15 protein-coding genes are annotated in these 15,606 nt (G+C 44.5%); all 15 read left to right on the forward strand.

The window, feature by feature from the left end:
- Positions 1 to 172: 172 nt before the first annotated feature.
- The 15 genes from rnmV to mfd all read left to right on the forward strand — a co-directional run bounded on the left by rnmV (position 173) and on the right by mfd (position 15,518).
- Positions 173 to 733 (forward strand): ribonuclease M5, encoded by a 561-nt coding sequence (gene rnmV, locus LGO15_RS00260; RefSeq protein ID WP_167834246.1) that lies wholly within the window; start codon positions 173 to 175, stop codon positions 731 to 733.
- Positions 726 to 1,604, forward strand: coding sequence for a 16S rRNA (adenine(1518)-N(6)/adenine(1519)-N(6))-dimethyltransferase RsmA (rsmA, locus tag LGO15_RS00265; protein ID WP_226086325.1), 879 nt, complete (start codon positions 726 to 728; stop codon positions 1,602 to 1,604). Before rnmV ends, rsmA begins: the two co-directional genes overlap by 8 nt.
- Positions 1,605 to 1,908: 304 nt before the next feature.
- On the forward strand, positions 1,909 to 2,787 hold the full coding sequence (yabG, locus tag LGO15_RS00270; protein WP_167834247.1) for a sporulation peptidase YabG: 879 nt from the start codon (positions 1,909 to 1,911) through the stop codon (positions 2,785 to 2,787).
- Positions 2,788 to 2,985: 198 nt separating this feature from the next.
- On the forward strand, positions 2,986 to 3,249 hold the full coding sequence (gene veg / locus LGO15_RS00275) for a biofilm formation stimulator Veg (RefSeq protein WP_023613322.1): 264 nt from the start codon (positions 2,986 to 2,988) through the stop codon (positions 3,247 to 3,249).
- A 153-nt stretch (positions 3,250 to 3,402) separates the two neighbouring features.
- Positions 3,403 to 3,582: a small, acid-soluble spore protein, alpha/beta type gene (locus LGO15_RS00280; RefSeq protein ID WP_041967995.1), complete on the forward strand. Its 180-nt coding sequence runs from the start codon at positions 3,403 to 3,405 to the stop codon at positions 3,580 to 3,582.
- Between the two features lie 385 nt (positions 3,583 to 3,967).
- Positions 3,968 to 4,837, forward strand: a complete 870-nt coding sequence (gene ispE / locus LGO15_RS00285) for a 4-(cytidine 5'-diphospho)-2-C-methyl-D-erythritol kinase (protein ID WP_226086326.1) — start codon at positions 3,968 to 3,970, stop codon at positions 4,835 to 4,837.
- Between the two features lie 55 nt (positions 4,838 to 4,892).
- On the forward strand, positions 4,893 to 5,717 hold the full coding sequence (gene purR, locus LGO15_RS00290; protein WP_167834215.1) for a pur operon repressor: 825 nt from the start codon (positions 4,893 to 4,895) through the stop codon (positions 5,715 to 5,717).
- 32 nt (positions 5,718 to 5,749) lie between these two features.
- Positions 5,750 to 6,124: a RidA family protein gene (locus LGO15_RS00295; RefSeq protein ID WP_167834216.1), complete on the forward strand. Its 375-nt coding sequence runs from the start codon at positions 5,750 to 5,752 to the stop codon at positions 6,122 to 6,124.
- A 474-nt stretch (positions 6,125 to 6,598) separates the two neighbouring features.
- The gene (gene spoVG, locus LGO15_RS00300) at positions 6,599 to 6,889 is read left to right on the forward strand and encodes a septation regulator SpoVG (RefSeq protein WP_023613316.1); all 291 of its coding nucleotides are present in this window, start codon (positions 6,599 to 6,601) and stop codon (positions 6,887 to 6,889) included.
- Between the two features lie 229 nt (positions 6,890 to 7,118).
- The gene (glmU, locus tag LGO15_RS00305) at positions 7,119 to 8,492 is read left to right on the forward strand and encodes a bifunctional UDP-N-acetylglucosamine diphosphorylase/glucosamine-1-phosphate N-acetyltransferase GlmU (RefSeq protein ID WP_226086327.1); all 1,374 of its coding nucleotides are present in this window, start codon (positions 7,119 to 7,121) and stop codon (positions 8,490 to 8,492) included.
- Positions 8,493 to 8,510: 18 nt separating this feature from the next.
- On the forward strand, positions 8,511 to 9,467 hold the full coding sequence (locus tag LGO15_RS00310; RefSeq protein ID WP_102264801.1) for a ribose-phosphate diphosphokinase: 957 nt from the start codon (positions 8,511 to 8,513) through the stop codon (positions 9,465 to 9,467).
- A 700-nt stretch (positions 9,468 to 10,167) separates the two neighbouring features.
- Positions 10,168 to 10,800 (forward strand): 50S ribosomal protein L25/general stress protein Ctc, encoded by a 633-nt coding sequence (locus LGO15_RS00315; RefSeq protein ID WP_167834218.1) that lies wholly within the window; start codon positions 10,168 to 10,170, stop codon positions 10,798 to 10,800.
- Between the two features lie 140 nt (positions 10,801 to 10,940).
- Positions 10,941 to 11,501, forward strand: a complete 561-nt coding sequence (gene pth, locus LGO15_RS00320) for an aminoacyl-tRNA hydrolase (protein ID WP_167834219.1) — start codon at positions 10,941 to 10,943, stop codon at positions 11,499 to 11,501.
- A gap of 145 nt (positions 11,502 to 11,646) precedes the next feature.
- The gene (locus tag LGO15_RS00325; protein ID WP_167834220.1) at positions 11,647 to 11,877 is read left to right on the forward strand and encodes an anti-sigma-F factor Fin; all 231 of its coding nucleotides are present in this window, start codon (positions 11,647 to 11,649) and stop codon (positions 11,875 to 11,877) included.
- Between the two features lie 104 nt (positions 11,878 to 11,981).
- On the forward strand, positions 11,982 to 15,518 hold the full coding sequence (gene mfd / locus LGO15_RS00330) for a transcription-repair coupling factor (RefSeq protein WP_167834221.1): 3,537 nt from the start codon (positions 11,982 to 11,984) through the stop codon (positions 15,516 to 15,518).
- Positions 15,519 to 15,606: the final 88 nt, after the last annotated feature.

Below are 15,606 nucleotides of genomic sequence, written 5' to 3' on the forward strand. Positions count from 1 at the left end.
AGCCAGTTTTCATCCCGACATAACTTCCTCGAGTATCTTGCGAGAAGCGTTAGCTTTGAGCAGCTCGAGTCGCTTCGGTCCGCCCGATGAAGTCAAAGAACGACTTCACCTGTCGGCCCTCCAGCGCTTGTCGGGGCTGATCAAGGCGCTTGCGCTTTCAATTGGAGGAACCATGAAATTAAAGGAAATTATTGTTGTTGAAGGTAAGGATGATACGACGGCTATTAGGCGTGCCGTTGATGCGGATACAATTGAAACGAATGGGTCGGCGATTAATGCTGAAACCATTGAAAAGATTCGGAATGCTCATGAAAAGCGGGGAGTCATCATTTTTACCGATCCCGATTTTCCCGGTGAAAAAATTCGCAAAACGATTTCAGAGCAGATTGCTGGCTGCAAGCACGCTTTTATCCCAAAAGAATTGGCTAAGCCTAAATCCGGCAGAGGTCTTGGCGTGGAGCATGCATCTCCTGAGGTGATCCGTGAAGCTCTGAAGGATGCCCAGGTAATGGATGCAGAGGCGGTCGAGGAGATTACCCAGGAGGACTTGCTTGTTGCAGGGCTCATTGGTGGTCCCGGATCGAAGGAAAGACGAGAAAAGCTTGGAAGGCTGCTGAAGATCGGATACACAAATGGCAAGCAGCTGCACAAGCGCCTGATGATGTTTCAGGTGAAAAGACAGGATTTTGCAGCGGCACTGGCAGAAATCCTTAAGGAGGAACAAAATGCATAAAGATATCGCGACCCCGGTGAGAACGAAGGAAATACTTGATAAATACGGCTTTTCTTTTAAAAAGAGCCTCGGACAGAACTTCTTGATCGATACCAATATCCTGAATCGCATCGTCGACCATGCGGAACTGACCGACCATAGTGGTGCCATCGAAATCGGGCCTGGAATCGGTGCGTTGACAGAGCAGCTTGCGAAGAGAGCGGAAAAGGTTGTTGCCTTTGAAATTGACCAGCGTTTGCTGCCGATATTGGAGGATACGCTGTCCCCCTACACAAATGTTAATGTCATCCATAGTGATGTGTTAAAAGCAGATGTACAAGCAGTTATGAAAGAGGAGTTTGGGGAGCAAGAGGACGTCATGGTCGTGGCCAACCTGCCCTATTACGTCACAACACCTATCTTGATGAAGCTGCTTGAGGAAAGGCTGCCAATCAGAGGGATTGTCTGCATGCTTCAAAAGGAAGTTGGCGACAGGATTTCGGCCAAGCCGGGAACGAAGGAATATGGTTCATTGTCGATCGCGGTCCAGTATTATACGAAAGCGGAAACCGTGATGATTGTTCCGAAAACAGTGTTCATGCCACAGCCAAATGTGGACTCAGCTGTCATTCGATTGACATTGCATGATGAGCCGCCAGTAAAAGTGACGGATGAGAAGTTCTTCTTCCATGTGACCAGATCAAGTTTTGCCCAGCGCAGGAAGACGATACTGAATAACCTGACCAGCCAGCTGCCGGATGGAAAGCAAAAGAAAGAAAGTATACAAGCAGCACTTCTACAGGCAGGAGTGGAGGAATCGCGCAGGGGAGAAACTCTGACGATTGAGGAATTCGCGCAATTGAGCAATGCGCTGTATCCGTATTTTCATTAACGCTCATTTTCATGAATAAGCAACGATTTCATACAAACACAGCTGTCATTAAAGTCCGGAGATTCCGGGCTTTTTTTGATTCTGGAAGGAAATCCATTATTAATGGCTATTAAATTGATTTTCAGGCAGTAGCTCTCAGATTCAGGAATAGAGAATTTAAGCAATCTATCGGCACAAACCAGGAATATCCTTGCTTATTGAATCCTCCATAGTTCAAAAAAGCACATGTCTATGGGTATCTGCATATTTTATGTAAGAATACCATTCAGCGCAGCCTGTGTGCGGGGCAATTGGAGTGAGGATGATGAATATTAACCTCATGGATATCGTCGGCAGGGTTTCGCATCAATGCGATATAATGTTCCGGGTTATCGATATCAGAGAGAAACATGGCAAAAAAATTGCGATATTATATGGTGAGGATTTCCGATTGATTGCGGATGCGCCCTATGAAGATTTAATCAAAATCGATCCGAGTATGCGCATGAGGCTGACACAGGAATTCCGGTCACTTGAAGAACAGTCATATAAGCTTTTCAGGCAGGATGTTGATTTATTGCAGCAAAAACAGGAATATGAAGCGACTGAAGGGTACAGCAAGTCGTACAACTACTTTCAGATGCCTGGGAAGGTACTCCATATTGATGGAGATCCGAATTATTTGAAAAAATGCTTGACCCTATATGAGAAAGTCGGGGTCCCGGTGTATGGATTCCATTGTAATGAAAAGGAAATGCCAGAAAAAGTCGGGATGCTGCTTGATTATTACCGGCCTGATATTTTAGTGATCACCGGGCACGATGCTTACTCGAAGTCAAAAGGGACTATGGATGATATCAACGCATATCGACACTCCAAGCATTTCGTCCAGACAGTGAGGGAAGCTCGAAAGAAAGTTCCCCATCTGGACCAGTTGGTCATTTTTGCCGGAGCCTGCCAATCCCATTTTGAGTCATTGATCCATGCCGGGGCGAACTTCGCCAGCTCCCCTTCAAGGGTGAATATCCATGCACTAGATCCAGTCTATATCGTCGCTAAAATCAGCTTTACGCCTTTCATGGAGCGGATAAACGTGTGGGATGTACTTCGCAATACATTGACTGGGGATAAGGGGCTTGGCGGCATAGAAACAAAAGGTGTATTAAGGACAGGAATGCCATATAATAAAAATTCGTCAGACTGAATAAAATACGGTCTGGCGTTTTTTTATTATTTTGGTACATATTTTAACGCATTAAAGGCCACTCTAAAATTGTTGAAATTTAGAGGAAAAAGAAGACCGAAATATATTGACTTTTAAATTTAAGTACTGTTATAATTTATGTTTTTGTTTGACTAAATAGTGTCAGCGTGTTATACTTTACACAGTGAGGTGGACCGAATGCCAAAAACATTATCGGATATCAAAAAAGCGCTTGATTCAAACTTAGGAAAAAGACTCATGCTAAAGGCCAACGGAGGACGGAGAAAGACGATTGAACGTTCTGGCGTGTTAGCGGAAACTTATCCTTCAGTTTTCGTCATCGAGCTTGACCAGGATGAAAATGCTTTTGAACGTGTTTCGTACAGCTACGCAGATGTTTTAACTGAAACAGTGGAAATTACCTTCTTTGAAGATACAACAGGATCAATAGCTTTGAGCTAATTTTTGGCTCAATGAAGTACAGGCAGTGAACTCTCGGGTTAGCTGCTTTTTATTTTGCCTTTTTTTAAAATTACAGGATAAATAAGGTGCACATGAAAATCTCTTTTTTCAAAAATACTAAGGTAACCGCGATGGTGAAAGGAGATGGTAGTAATGGGCAGAAGAAGAGGGATTATGTCTGAACGGTTGAAGGAAGAGCTTGCGAAAGAGCTTGGCTTCTATGATGTTGTCCAGAATGAGGGATGGGGCGGCATAAAGGCTAAGGATGCAGGTAATATGGTTAAGCGAGCAATTGAGCTGGCAGAACAGCAGCTTGCGAACCAGAACCGCTGACCCAGATAAGAATTCTTTAGAGACTGCCACACAGCTGTTTTCCTACAGTTGCCAATAAAATTCAGATCCATCGCGGTGCCGGGGCTAATGCTCCGGCTTTTTTAATGGCCGAAAATGGAGAGCAGCTTTCAAGTAGCTCCTTGCATTTTTAATTCTTTGTGAAATCACTGTATTCGCTAATAGGCAAATGATAAAATAAAGGAATGTTTAGCAGGGAGGCCTTGCTTATTTTACACGGAAGAATGGGTGGATTACGGCGATTGTCCAACTCTAGTGTCAAGCCCTTCGAATCGCTTTTCGGGGCTGACCAAGGCGCTTGCGCTTTTCTTTTCTTTTTGTGGTAAAATAGGACAAAATGTGGAATTCGTTAAAGTAGGTGGAAGTTGTGAAGGTTTTAGTGAAGGCGCCGGCAAAGATCAATTTGTCATTGGATGTTTTGCACAAACGTCCGGACGGTTACCATGAGGTGGAAATGGTCATGACGACGATTGATTTGGCTGATCGCATTGAACTTAGTTTATTAGAAGAAGACAGGATTGTTATCCATTCCCATAATCGTTTTGTTCCGGATGACCAGCGGAACCTTGCTTACCAGGCAGCGCATCTGTTGAAGGAAAGGTACCAGGTGAAGCAAGGCGTTCTTATTGGCATTGAGAAGACCATTCCGGTGGCAGCAGGTCTTGCAGGCGGCAGCAGTGATGCAGCAGCTACATTAAGAGGGTTGAATAAGCTATGGAAGCTTGGTCTGTCAATGGACGAGCTGGCAGTGCTGGGCGCGGAAATTGGCTCAGATGTATCTTTCTGTGTGTACGGAGGAACGGCGCTTGCTACAGGCAGAGGGGAAATAATCGAGCAGCTGCCAGCACCGCCGACGTGCTGGGTTGTATTAGCGAAACCGTTTATCGGTGTATCGACTGCGGAGGTATATCGCCGCCTTAATGTGGAAAAGGTTCAGCATCCGCCTACAAAGCAAATGATTTCCGCTATTGAAAATGGAGATTTCAATGAAGTCTGCAATAGTGTCGGAAACGTTTTGGAAGATGTAACGCTTTCGCTATATCCTGAAGTAGCGCAAATAAAGGACCAAATGAAGAGATTCGGTGCCGATGCTGTCTTGATGAGCGGAAGCGGCCCGACCGTATTCAGCCTTGTGGCACATGATTCACGAATGCATCGCATTTATAACGGTCTTCGAGGATTTTGTGACCAGGTATTTGCAGTAAGGATGCTTGGAGAGCGACATACCCTTGATTAAATCCGTATAATGGTGGTATATTAACCTTAAATATTCGGATTTTGGAGGTTCTTGAATGAAATTTCGACGCAGCGAGCGTTTGATCGATATGACGACTTATTTACTTGAACATCCGCGCCAATTGGTACCGTTAACCTATTTTGCCGAGAAGTATGGTTCAGCTAAGTCCTCGATCAGTGAAGATCTCGGAATCATCAAAGAAACATTTGAACAGCGGGGAATAGGTGTTTTGCAGACTGTGCCAGGCGCAGCGGGCGGAGTCAAGTTCCACGTTCATGTCAGTGAGGAAAAAGCACGGAAGGCAATCGATGAACTTTGTACCATCATGGCAAGTCCTGACCGGTTGCTGCCAGGCGGCTACCTTTTCATGAACGATATCCTCGGCAATCCTGCAATTGTGCAGGAAGTAGGCAGGCTGCTTGCTTCTGCTTTTGCTGAAAAGGATATTGAAGTGGTCATGACCGTGGCAACTAAGGGAATACCAATTGCGTATGCAGTCGCAAGCCAATTGAATGTACCTGTAGTCATTGTCAGAAGAGATAGCAAAGTGACTGAAGGATCGACTGTTAGCATAAATTACGTTTCAGGTTCATTAAAAAGAATCCAGACAATGGTGCTATCAAAACGCAGCCTTGCAGAGGGGTCGAAGGTACTGATTGTCGATGACTTCATGAAAGCGGGCGGTACCGTGAATGGCATGATCAACTTGCTAGAGGAATTTAATGCTGAATTAGCAGGGATAGCCGTACTGGTTGAATCGGAGAATATAGAAGAAAGACTTGTCGATGAGTATCTATCACTTGTACGCCTATCAGATGTCGACGTAAAAGAACGTAAAATTACCGTGAGTGAAGGAAATTACTTCGCTCGCAGAGAATAGTTGTTCATATAAACAATAGATGGGGTGACAATATGAATATTGTACAGACTTCAAACGCGCCAGCCGCAATCGGTCCATATTCACAAGGTGTGGTTGTGAACAATCTTTTCTACAGCTCTGGCCAGATTCCTCTGACTCCAGAGGGTGTAATGGTAGAGGGAGATATCCAGGCCCAGACACATCAGGTATTCCAAAACTTGAAAGCAGTACTAGAGGCTGCAGGTGCATCACTTGAAACAGTCGTAAAAGCAACAGTATTCATCAAAAACATGGATGAATTCGCTCAATTGAATGAAGTATATGCAGAGTATTTCAATGTGCATAAGCCAGCTCGCTCAACAGTAGAAGTGGCAAGGCTGCCAAAGGATGCCCTGGTGGAAATCGAAGTAGTAGCGCTCGTTAAATAACGGGCGTTTTTTTTATATTGAAAGAGTAGTAAACATCTGGAGGGGAAAACGAAATAAATCTTAAATCTGTTAAACTTATGCCCGTTAAGGATGGCGCTTTTTTCAGAGAAGGCTCATTTATGTGTCTCCATGGTCGCTACGGATAGCGCTTTTTTCGGAATTAGCTCCGTTTCGTGCCTCCACCGCTGTGAAGGAAGACGGTTAAAAGAAAAGACATCATCAAAAAGTTTTTCCTGTATAGAATTTTAAGGAAGTCTAAAAGCCCTTGAAAATTTCAGAGCCGTTTTTCGATGCGTCAATAGCCAAAAAAGCCTATTTTACAGGCTTTTTTAAAAAGAAAAGGCTTTCAATATAAAAAAGTTCACAATTTCGCCCTATTTTTTCAAAAAAATTTTCTTGTAAAAGAAGGAGATTTGATTTCTACGTGGAATTATTTAACTAGAATTTTATCTATTTGTAAAGGTGGTGAACAGAATGGAAGTAACTGACGTAAGATTACGCCGCGTTAATACAGATGGACGGATGAGAGCGATCGCTTCCATCACGCTTGACAACGAGTTTGTTGTCCATGATATCAGGGTGATTGATGGAAACAACGGCCTATTTGTTGCAATGCCAAGTAAACGCACTCCTGATGGCGAGTTCCGTGATATTGCGCATCCGATCAATTCGGGTACACGCGGAAAAATCCAGGACGCTGTTTTGGCAGAGTACCACCGTTTAGGTGAATTAGAAGTTGAATTCGAAGAAGCTGGCGCTTCCTAGGATATATAATTGCATAACAACAAGAGCCTGCTGCATAAGTTAGGCTCTTTTTTATTTCCCCGGTTTGTCCGCTTGATAAACCTATTAATATGAAATTTTCTCCATTTATTTTGTGATATACCTTCCCCCCTAAACTGACAAATAATTGTACTTGTTCTTCTATTCTTGAAATGGCCGGCTATTTAAGATATATTCGTAATGGATAAAAAGGTAAATTGGAGGCCTGCTAATGTCTAATCGTTATGCAATCATTTTAGCAGCCGGTCAGGGAACAAGAATGAAGTCCAAATTGTATAAAGTTCTTCACCCTGTTTGCGGCAAGCCAATGGTACAGCATGTAATTGACCAGGTGAAAAGTCTTGATATAAACGAAATCGTGACCATTGTTGGTCATGGAGCAGAAAAAGTGAAAGAGCAGCTTGGTGAGGTGAGCCAGTATGCGCTGCAGGCGGAACAGCTGGGAACAGCTCATGCTGTGCAGCAGGCAGGAGACATGCTTGCTGATAAAGAAGGTGTCACAATCGTAGTCTGCGGTGATACTCCTTTAATCAAGGGTGAAACAATGGAAGCCCTTTTCAAGCATCATGAAGAGACAAGCGCCAAAGCGACCATCCTCACTGCAAGAGCTGAAGACCCGACGGGTTACGGCCGTATCGTGCGGAACTCAGAAGGCTTTGTCGAGAAAATCGTCGAACATAAGGATGCAAATGAGCAGGAAAGAAACATTAATGAAATCAATACAGGTACATATTGCTTCGACAATAAAATGTTATTCGAGGCGATCCAGAATGTGTCGAACGATAATGTTCAGGGAGAATACTATCTTCCGGACGTCATCGAAATCCTGAAAAATCAGGGCGAGATCGTATCTGCCTATGTGACAGATAACTTTGCAGAGACACTTGGTGTCAATGACCGGGTTGCTCTTGCACAAGCAGAACGCACGATGAAAAACCGGATCAATGAGTATCATATGCGCAATGGCGTATCATTCATTGACCCTGATAACACGTATATTGGACCAGACGTGAAGGTTGGACAGGATACGGTTATTTTCCCGGGAACAACTCTTTCTGGCGGCACAACCATCGGTTCAGATTGCCAGATTGGACCTAATACTGAAATCAGCAACTGCGAGATTGGCAATAATACAGTTATCCGCCAATCAGCGGCTTTTGACAGCAAGATTGGCTCCGAAGTCAATATTGGGCCTTTCGCGCATATCAGGCCTGATTCTGATATTGATGATGAAGTAAAGATCGGCAATTTTGTCGAGATTAAGAAAGCGGTATTTGGCAAAGGAAGCAAAGCTTCCCACCTTAGCTATATCGGTGATGCAGAAGTCGGTGCTGATGTGAATATCGGCTGCGGTTCGATCACAGTGAATTATGATGGCAAAAACAAGTTCCTGACCAAGATTGAAGACGGCGTATTCATTGGCTGTAATTCGAATCTTGTTGCACCTGTGACGATTGGAAAAGGCGCGTATGTAGCAGCCGGTTCCACAATCACTGAAGATGTTCCAGGTGAGGCCCTGGCGCTTGCACGTGCTCGTCAAGTCAACAAAGAAGATTATGTAGGGAAAATGAACGTAAAGAAATAAGAGTCTTGGAGGTCCGAAATGTCAAACCAGTATCTTGATCCAAATTTAAAGGTTTTTTCACTTAACTCAAACGTTGAACTTGCCCAGGAAATCGCAAAGGTAATCGGTGTCGAGTTAGGGAAATGCTCTGTATCCCAGTTCAGTGACGGAGAAATCCAGATTAACATTGAAGAAAGCATCCGTGGCTGTGATGTGTATGTCATCCAGTCGACTAGCTCTCCAGTTAATGAAAACATCATGGAATTGCTGATCATGATCGATGCATTGAAGCGCGCATCTGCTAAAACAATCAATATTGTTATGCCTTATTACGGCTATGCAAGACAGGACCGCAAAGCACGCGCTCGTGAGCCTATCACTGCCAAGCTTGTGGCAAACCTGCTTGAGACTGCAGGCGCTACCCGCGTGATCACGCTTGACCTTCACGCTCCACAAATTCAAGGATTCTTTGATATTCCGATCGACCACTTGATGGGTGTGCCAATTCTTGCTGACCACTTCAAGAGCAAGGAATTGAACGGAGACGTTGTCATTGTATCTCCTGACCATGGCGGTGTTACTCGTGCAAGGAAGATGGCGGAAAGATTGAAAGCACCAATCGCGATCATCGATAAGCGCCGTCCGAAGCCAAATGTGGCTGAAGTCATGAATATCGTTGGTAATATTGAAGGCAAGGTTGCCATTTTGATTGACGATATTATTGATACTGCAGGAACGATTACATTGGCTGCCAATGCATTGGTAGAAAATGGCGCACTAGAAGTATACGCTTGCTGTACGCACCCTGTATTGTCAGGTCCGGCTATCGAGCGTATTGAAAACTCCAAGATTAAAGAACTGGTTGTGACAAATTCAATCGCGCTTGCTGAAGAAAAGCGCGTTGAAAAAATCCACCAGCTGTCAGTTGCACCACTGATTGGGGAAGCCATCATCCGCGTCCATGAAGAGCAATCTGTCAGCACTCTATTTGATTGATTTTATAAGGAATAACAGGCTTGCCATGCGGCAAGCCTACTCTTGTTTCTGATTGCTTTTTTTAAGGTCTGGGCTGACCAAGGCGCTTGTGCTTTTTTCATCATTACCTTAGGGGAGGCTGGCGCTGTCAAGAAAAGCCAGTAATTGTGACAGGTTTCAAGAGAACAGGGCCAAAGCTGTCAAGAAAAGCTAGTTATTGTGACAGGTTTCAAGGAAACAGGATCAAAGCTGTCAAAAAAAGCTAGTTATTGTGACAGGTTTCAAGGAAACAGGGTCAAAGCTGTCAAGAAAAGCTGTTTATTGTGACAGGTTTCAAGGAAACAAGGCCAAAGTTGTCAAGAAAAGCTGATTATTGTGACAGGTTTCAAGGAAACAAGGCCGAAGCTGTCAAGAAAAGCTGTTTATTGTGACAGGTTTAAAGGATACGGGTTCAAAGCTGTCAAGAAAAGCTGTTTATTGTGACAGGTTTCAAGGAAACAGGGGTAAAGCTGTCAAGAAAAGCTAGTTATTGTGACAGGTTTCAAGGAAAAAGGGCCAAAGCTGTCAAGAACCTGTTGCAATGTCCCCCGGAAAGCAATGGCCTGGAACGAAAATCAACAGCCATGTTTAAAAGGCTCAAAAAGTAAAACGTTTAGACCTTCCTATTTTGGGGCATTTTTTATATAGACAAGAACTTACGAAATAGGAAGGGGACAAAACCATGAGTGCAACATTGAAAGCAAATGAGCGAACAGGTACTCAACGTTCTACCTTGAGGAAATTACGCCAGGAGGGCAATATTCCGGCAGTGGTCTACGGAAGGAAGACTGACAGCAAGTCCATCTATGTGGACAGCATTGAGTTTGTGAAGACCATCCGTGAAAATGGTCGTAATGGAATCATTTCTCTTGATGTTGGCGGCAGCCAGCATAGTGTCATGCTGACAGATTATCAGGCAGACCATATCAAGAATGAAATTCTTCATGCTGATTTCCTTGTTGTTGATAAAAGCTCCAAGGTACATGCTAGTGTTCGGTTGAACATTGTTGGCGAGGCAGCGGGTGTCAAGGATGGCGGCGTCCTACAGCAGCCGATCCACGAAGTAAACATTACAGCGACTCCAGGAAACATCCCTGAAGGCATTGATGTGGATGTGACGAACCTGCAAGTTAATGAAAACCTGACACTTGCTGATATCAAAACAGGAAATTACGAAATAAATGATGATGAAAACACGGTAGTCGTTTCGATCCTTCCTCCTAAAGTGGAAGAAGAAATTAACTCCGGTGAAGAACAGGAACCAGGAGAGCCCGAAAATGAAGAAGGAAGAGAAACAGAAGCAAGTGAAGAATAAAGCGGTAATGGACGTAGCCTGAAAAAGGTTACGTCTTTTGCGGTTTTCATGTACATTAGAAATAGATGTTCTTTCTGGGTCCCGACAAGGGAGGAAACCTATGGAAAGAAATGATATGTGTTTGGTTAGGGGTGTGGAAAGTGAAGTTATTTGTTGGACTAGGGAATCCAGGGAGACAATATGACAAAACAAGGCATAATATCGGCTTTGAAGTCATTGATGAGTTATCAAAACGCTGGAATATCCCCTTGGATCAGGCAAAGCATAAAGGCTTATATGGGAAGGGTTTTGTTGGCGGTGAAAAGGTCATCTTGCTCAAACCTTTAACGTATATGAACCTTTCTGGTGAATCAATCAGGGCTGTTATGGATTTCTATGATATCGATCTCGAGGATTTGGTTGTGATCTATGACGATCTTGATATGCCTACCGGCAGGATTAGATTGCGCCAAAAAGGCAGTGCAGGCGGCCATAATGGAATTAAGTCGACAATTGCCCATACTGGAACACAGGAATTCAAGCGAATCAGGGTAGGAATCAGCCGGCCGACAAATGGAATGGCAATCACCGATTGGGTACTTGGCCGTTTTACAACCGAAGAAAATGAACAGATGGGCGAGGCAGTCATGAAATCTGCCGATGCTTGCGAAGAATGGATGAAAAAGCCTTTCTTAGAAGTGATGAATACATTCAATCAATGATGAATTCAGGAAAAATGGCATCCAAACATGCCAATCTCTTGATCAAGTAATATAATGTAAAAGATGAATCATACAATAGGCTAAGTGCATAAGTTCCTGCCAAAGGGTCAATAATGAATAATGACTTAATTTGGGAGGGACGGGCATGGCTATACATTATCAATGCCGTCATTGCGGCACGAATATCGGCTCATTGGACAGATTGTCTGTCCACAGTGAAAGTTTAGGGCTGCATAAGCTGACCGAGGAAGAGCGCCAGGAGATGGTATCTTACGCAGGGAACGGTGACATCCATATAAAATCGATCTGTGAAGACTGTCAGGAAGCCCTGGAACGCAACCCGGACTTCCACCAGCATGACTACCTGATTCACTGAAAAGCTTTGGATTTCATATCCAAAGCGTTTTTCTGTTTGTATATTGGCCGTATTTTTTAAAAAAGTAAAGATTAGCATTTTTTTATAGAGAGGGAGAGGTTTGGATGCAGGGGCTGAAAGCTCTATTTAGTCATCAGGATGATGTCCAATCTGTTATTTCCGGATTAGATGAGGGGCTCAGAGAACAGCTCGTCGCAGGTTTGTCTGGTTCAGCAAGGACGGTCTTCTTGGCCGCGATTTACGAACAGACGAAGCGCCCCGTCCTGATCGTGACACACAATTTATTGCAAGCGCAAAAACAATATGATGATCTTGTTAATTTAATAGGGGAAAATGATGTCTATCTATACCCGGCCAATGAGTTGATTGCCGCTGAAATAAGTATTTCAAGTCCAGAGCTTAAGGCACAGAGGATAGAAGCCCTGAATCATTGGAGTAAAAAGAATTCGGGTATCGTGATTGTCCCAATGGCCGGCTTAAGGAAGCTGCTTCCGCCGAAGGATCTTTGGTCGAAATTTCAGTTGACGTTCAAGCTCGGCGAAGAAATCGATCTCGACTCGGTCCTCAACCGTTTTGTCAGTATGGGATATGACAGGGCAGGGATGGTATCGGCCCCTGGTGAGTTCAGCGTCCGCGGCGGAATTATTGATATCTACCCGCTGACATCCGCAGATCCAATCAGGATTGAGCTTTTTGATGCGGAGGTTGATTCCATCAGGACATTCTCGCTTGAGGATCAGCGTTCGAAGGAAAAAATGAAGACGGTCGCAATCGGGCCGGCGACAGAAAACCCCATCGAGAGTGAGCAGCTGGACCGTTTGGTCACGGGCCTGGAAAGTGGGCTCTCAAGCAGTTTAAAGAAGCTTAAGGATGATAAAGCAAAAACCTTGTTGTCACAGAATATTGGCTATGAATTGGAACAGCTCCGCAACGGGCAAATACCTGATCAACTTTTCAAGTACTTATCTATAGCCTACGAAAAGCCTCAAAGTTTAATAGATTACTTGCCGTCAAAGGGTTTCCTGTTCATTGATGAAATAAGCAGGGTACAGGAAATGAATGAGTCGCTCGGCAAGGAAGAAGCGGAATGGTATACGAGTCTCCTTGGTGAAGGCCAGATCATTCATGACGTGAAAATTTCACACCAGCTTCCTGACTTGATGAGTAAAGCTGGAAAGCCAATTGTGTATCTATCATTATTTTTAAGGCATGTTCCTAACACGAGCCCGCAAAACATCATCAATATATCCTGCAAACAGATGCAGAACTTCCACGGGCAGATGCATGTCCTAAAAGGGGAAGTCGATCGCTGGCGAAAAGGAAACTATGCAGTCGTATTTCTTGGGCCGGATGCTGAAAGAGTCAAAAAGCTCGAGCGGGTTCTGGAAGACTATGAAATTGATGCGGTCAAAATGAGCGGCAAGCAGGAGCTGCTTCCAGGGAAAGTCCAAATCATCCAGGGCAGCCTGAATACGGGTTTTGAATTCCCGATCCAGAAGATTGCTGTAATCACGGAAGAAGAACTTTTTAATAAAAAAACGAAAAAACCTGCAAGAAGGCAAAAGCTTTCCAATGCAGAGAGGATCAAGAGTTATTCTGAACTTAAGATCGGAGATTATGTTGTTCATGTAAACCATGGTATCGGTAAATACCTGGGCATTGAAACGCTCGTGATCAATGGTATCCATAAGGATTATCTCCATATCCGCTACCAGGGTACAGATAAGCTTTACGTCCCTGTCGAGCAGATTGACCTTGTCCAGAAATACGTCGGCTCGGAAGGCAAAGAGCCTAAGGTCTATAAGCTGGGCGGAAGCGATTGGAAGCGTGTCAAGAGCAAGGTCCAATCCTCTGTCCAGGATATTGCGGATGATTTGATCAAGCTCTACGCAGAGCGTGAAGCAAGTGTCGGCCATGCTTTTTCTCCGGATGGCGAAATGCAGCGCGACTTTGAATCTTCCTTCCCATATCAGGAAACAGAAGATCAGGAGAGATCCATCCATGAAATCAAGCGTGACATGGAACGGGAGCGCCCGATGGACCGCCTGCTGTGCGGAGATGTTGGCTATGGGAAAACAGAGGTCGCAATCAGGGCGGCTTTCAAGGCGATTGCCGATGGTAAACAAGTAGCTTTCCTTGTGCCAACCACCATCCTTGCGCAGCAGCATTATGAGACACTCAGGGAAAGGTTCCAGGACTTCCCGATTAACATCGGCTTGTTGAGCAGATTTCGTACCCGTAAGCAGCAAACGGAGACGATCAAGGGGCTTAAAGCGGGAAGTGTGGATATTGTCGTCGGTACCCACAGGCTGTTATCAAAGGAAATCACCTATAGAGACCTTGGGCTGCTGATTATAGATGAAGAGCAGCGTTTTGGGGTTACCCATAAGGAAAAAATAAAGAAACTGAAAACAAATGTCGATGTCCTGACATTGACAGCGACACCGATTCCAAGAACACTGCATATGTCGATGCTCGGTGTCCGGGATCTATCCGTCATCGAGACACCTCCTGAGAACCGATTCCCTGTCCAGACATATGTCATGGAATACAATGGCGGGCTTGTCCGCGAGGCGATTGAACGAGAACTTGCCAGGGACGGACAAGTATATTTCCTTTATAACCGTGTGGAGGATATCGAGCGGAAGGCAGAAGAAATTTCGATGCTTGTGCCGGATGCGCGTGTCACTTTTGCCCATGGCCGCATGACCGAAAATGAATTGGAATCGGTGATGCTTGGATTCCTTGAAGGAGAATATGATGTCCTTGTCAGCACCACAATCATTGAAACAGGTGTGGATATTCCGAACGTCAATACATTGATTGTTTATGATGCCGATAAAATGGGCCTTTCCCAGCTCTACCAGCTTAGAGGGAGGGTTGGCCGCTCCAACAGGGTTGCGTATGCTTATTTTACCTACCGGAAAGACAAAGTGCTCACCGAGGTTGCTGAAAAACGTCTCCAGGCCATCAAGGAATTCACGGAGCTGGGCTCAGGATTCAAAATTGCGATGCGTGACCTATCGATTCGCGGAGCCGGTAACCTGTTAGGCGCCCAGCAGCATGGATTTATAGATTCTGTCGGTTTCGATCTGTATTCACAGATGCTGAAGGAAGCGATTGAAGAGCGGAAACCGGAAAAAGACCAAGTCCGAAAACCTTCGATTGAAATCGATCTTGAGCTTGATGCTTATATCCCTGATAGTTATATCTCTGATGGACATCAGAAAATCGAGATGTATAAACGCTTCCGCGGTATCGAGTCACTGAGGGATGTTGACGAACTAAAAGAAGAAATCATCGACAGATTCGGAGATTATCCAGCAGAAGTCGAAACATTATTTAAAGTGGCGGAACTCAAAGTATTTGCCATCACCGCAGGCGTCGAATCGATTAAAATGGCTAAGCAGGATGTGACGATTCTTTTAACAGAGGATGGAAGCAGCCGGATTGACGGACAAAAGGTATTCAAGCTGAGCAGTCAGTACAGGAATGCGGTAGGACTTGGCATGGAAGGCAATAAGCTTAAAATGGTCGTCCATACTAGAGGAATGAAAAATGACCGCTGGTTCGAGATTACTTTCGAGATGATTAAGGGACTTCACGACTCCCAAAAAGAACAGGAAAATACCGTATCGTAATCATGTGGAAATATTTTGTAATCTAAATGTAAAACGAGAAGGTGTTTCAAAAAAGATAGACAAGGGTAATTTTTGTGTGTACGCAATT

This window comes from Mesobacillus sp. S13, from assembly GCF_020422885.1.
GTDB lineage: Bacteria > Bacillota > Bacilli > Bacillales > Cytobacillaceae > Mesobacillus > Mesobacillus selenatarsenatis_A.

What these genes read in the sequence shown, in the direction of transcription:
- glmU (WP_226086327.1), top strand. Translation starts at nt 7,119, where the DNA reads ATGTCTAATCGTTATGCAATCATTTTAGCAGCCGGTCAGGGAACAAGA.
- LGO15_RS00325 (WP_167834220.1), top strand. Translation starts at nt 11,647, where the DNA reads ATGGCTATACATTATCAATGCCGTCATTGCGGCACGAATATCGGCTCA.
- yabG (WP_167834247.1), top strand. Translation starts at nt 1,909, where the DNA reads ATGAATATTAACCTCATGGATATCGTCGGCAGGGTTTCGCATCAATGC.
- LGO15_RS00280 (WP_041967995.1), top strand. Translation starts at nt 3,403, where the DNA reads ATGGGCAGAAGAAGAGGGATTATGTCTGAACGGTTGAAGGAAGAGCTT.
- LGO15_RS00310 (WP_102264801.1), top strand. Translation starts at nt 8,511, where the DNA reads ATGTCAAACCAGTATCTTGATCCAAATTTAAAGGTTTTTTCACTTAAC.
- spoVG (WP_023613316.1), top strand. Translation starts at nt 6,599, where the DNA reads ATGGAAGTAACTGACGTAAGATTACGCCGCGTTAATACAGATGGACGG.
- rsmA (WP_226086325.1), top strand. Translation starts at nt 726, where the DNA reads ATGCATAAAGATATCGCGACCCCGGTGAGAACGAAGGAAATACTTGAT.
- LGO15_RS00315 (WP_167834218.1), top strand. Translation starts at nt 10,168, where the DNA reads ATGAGTGCAACATTGAAAGCAAATGAGCGAACAGGTACTCAACGTTCT.
- rnmV (WP_167834246.1), top strand. Translation starts at nt 173, where the DNA reads ATGAAATTAAAGGAAATTATTGTTGTTGAAGGTAAGGATGATACGACG.
- mfd (WP_167834221.1), top strand. Translation starts at nt 11,982, where the DNA reads ATGCAGGGGCTGAAAGCTCTATTTAGTCATCAGGATGATGTCCAATCT.
- veg (WP_023613322.1), top strand. Translation starts at nt 2,986, where the DNA reads ATGCCAAAAACATTATCGGATATCAAAAAAGCGCTTGATTCAAACTTA.
- purR (WP_167834215.1), top strand. Translation starts at nt 4,893, where the DNA reads ATGAAATTTCGACGCAGCGAGCGTTTGATCGATATGACGACTTATTTA.
- LGO15_RS00295 (WP_167834216.1), top strand. Translation starts at nt 5,750, where the DNA reads ATGAATATTGTACAGACTTCAAACGCGCCAGCCGCAATCGGTCCATAT.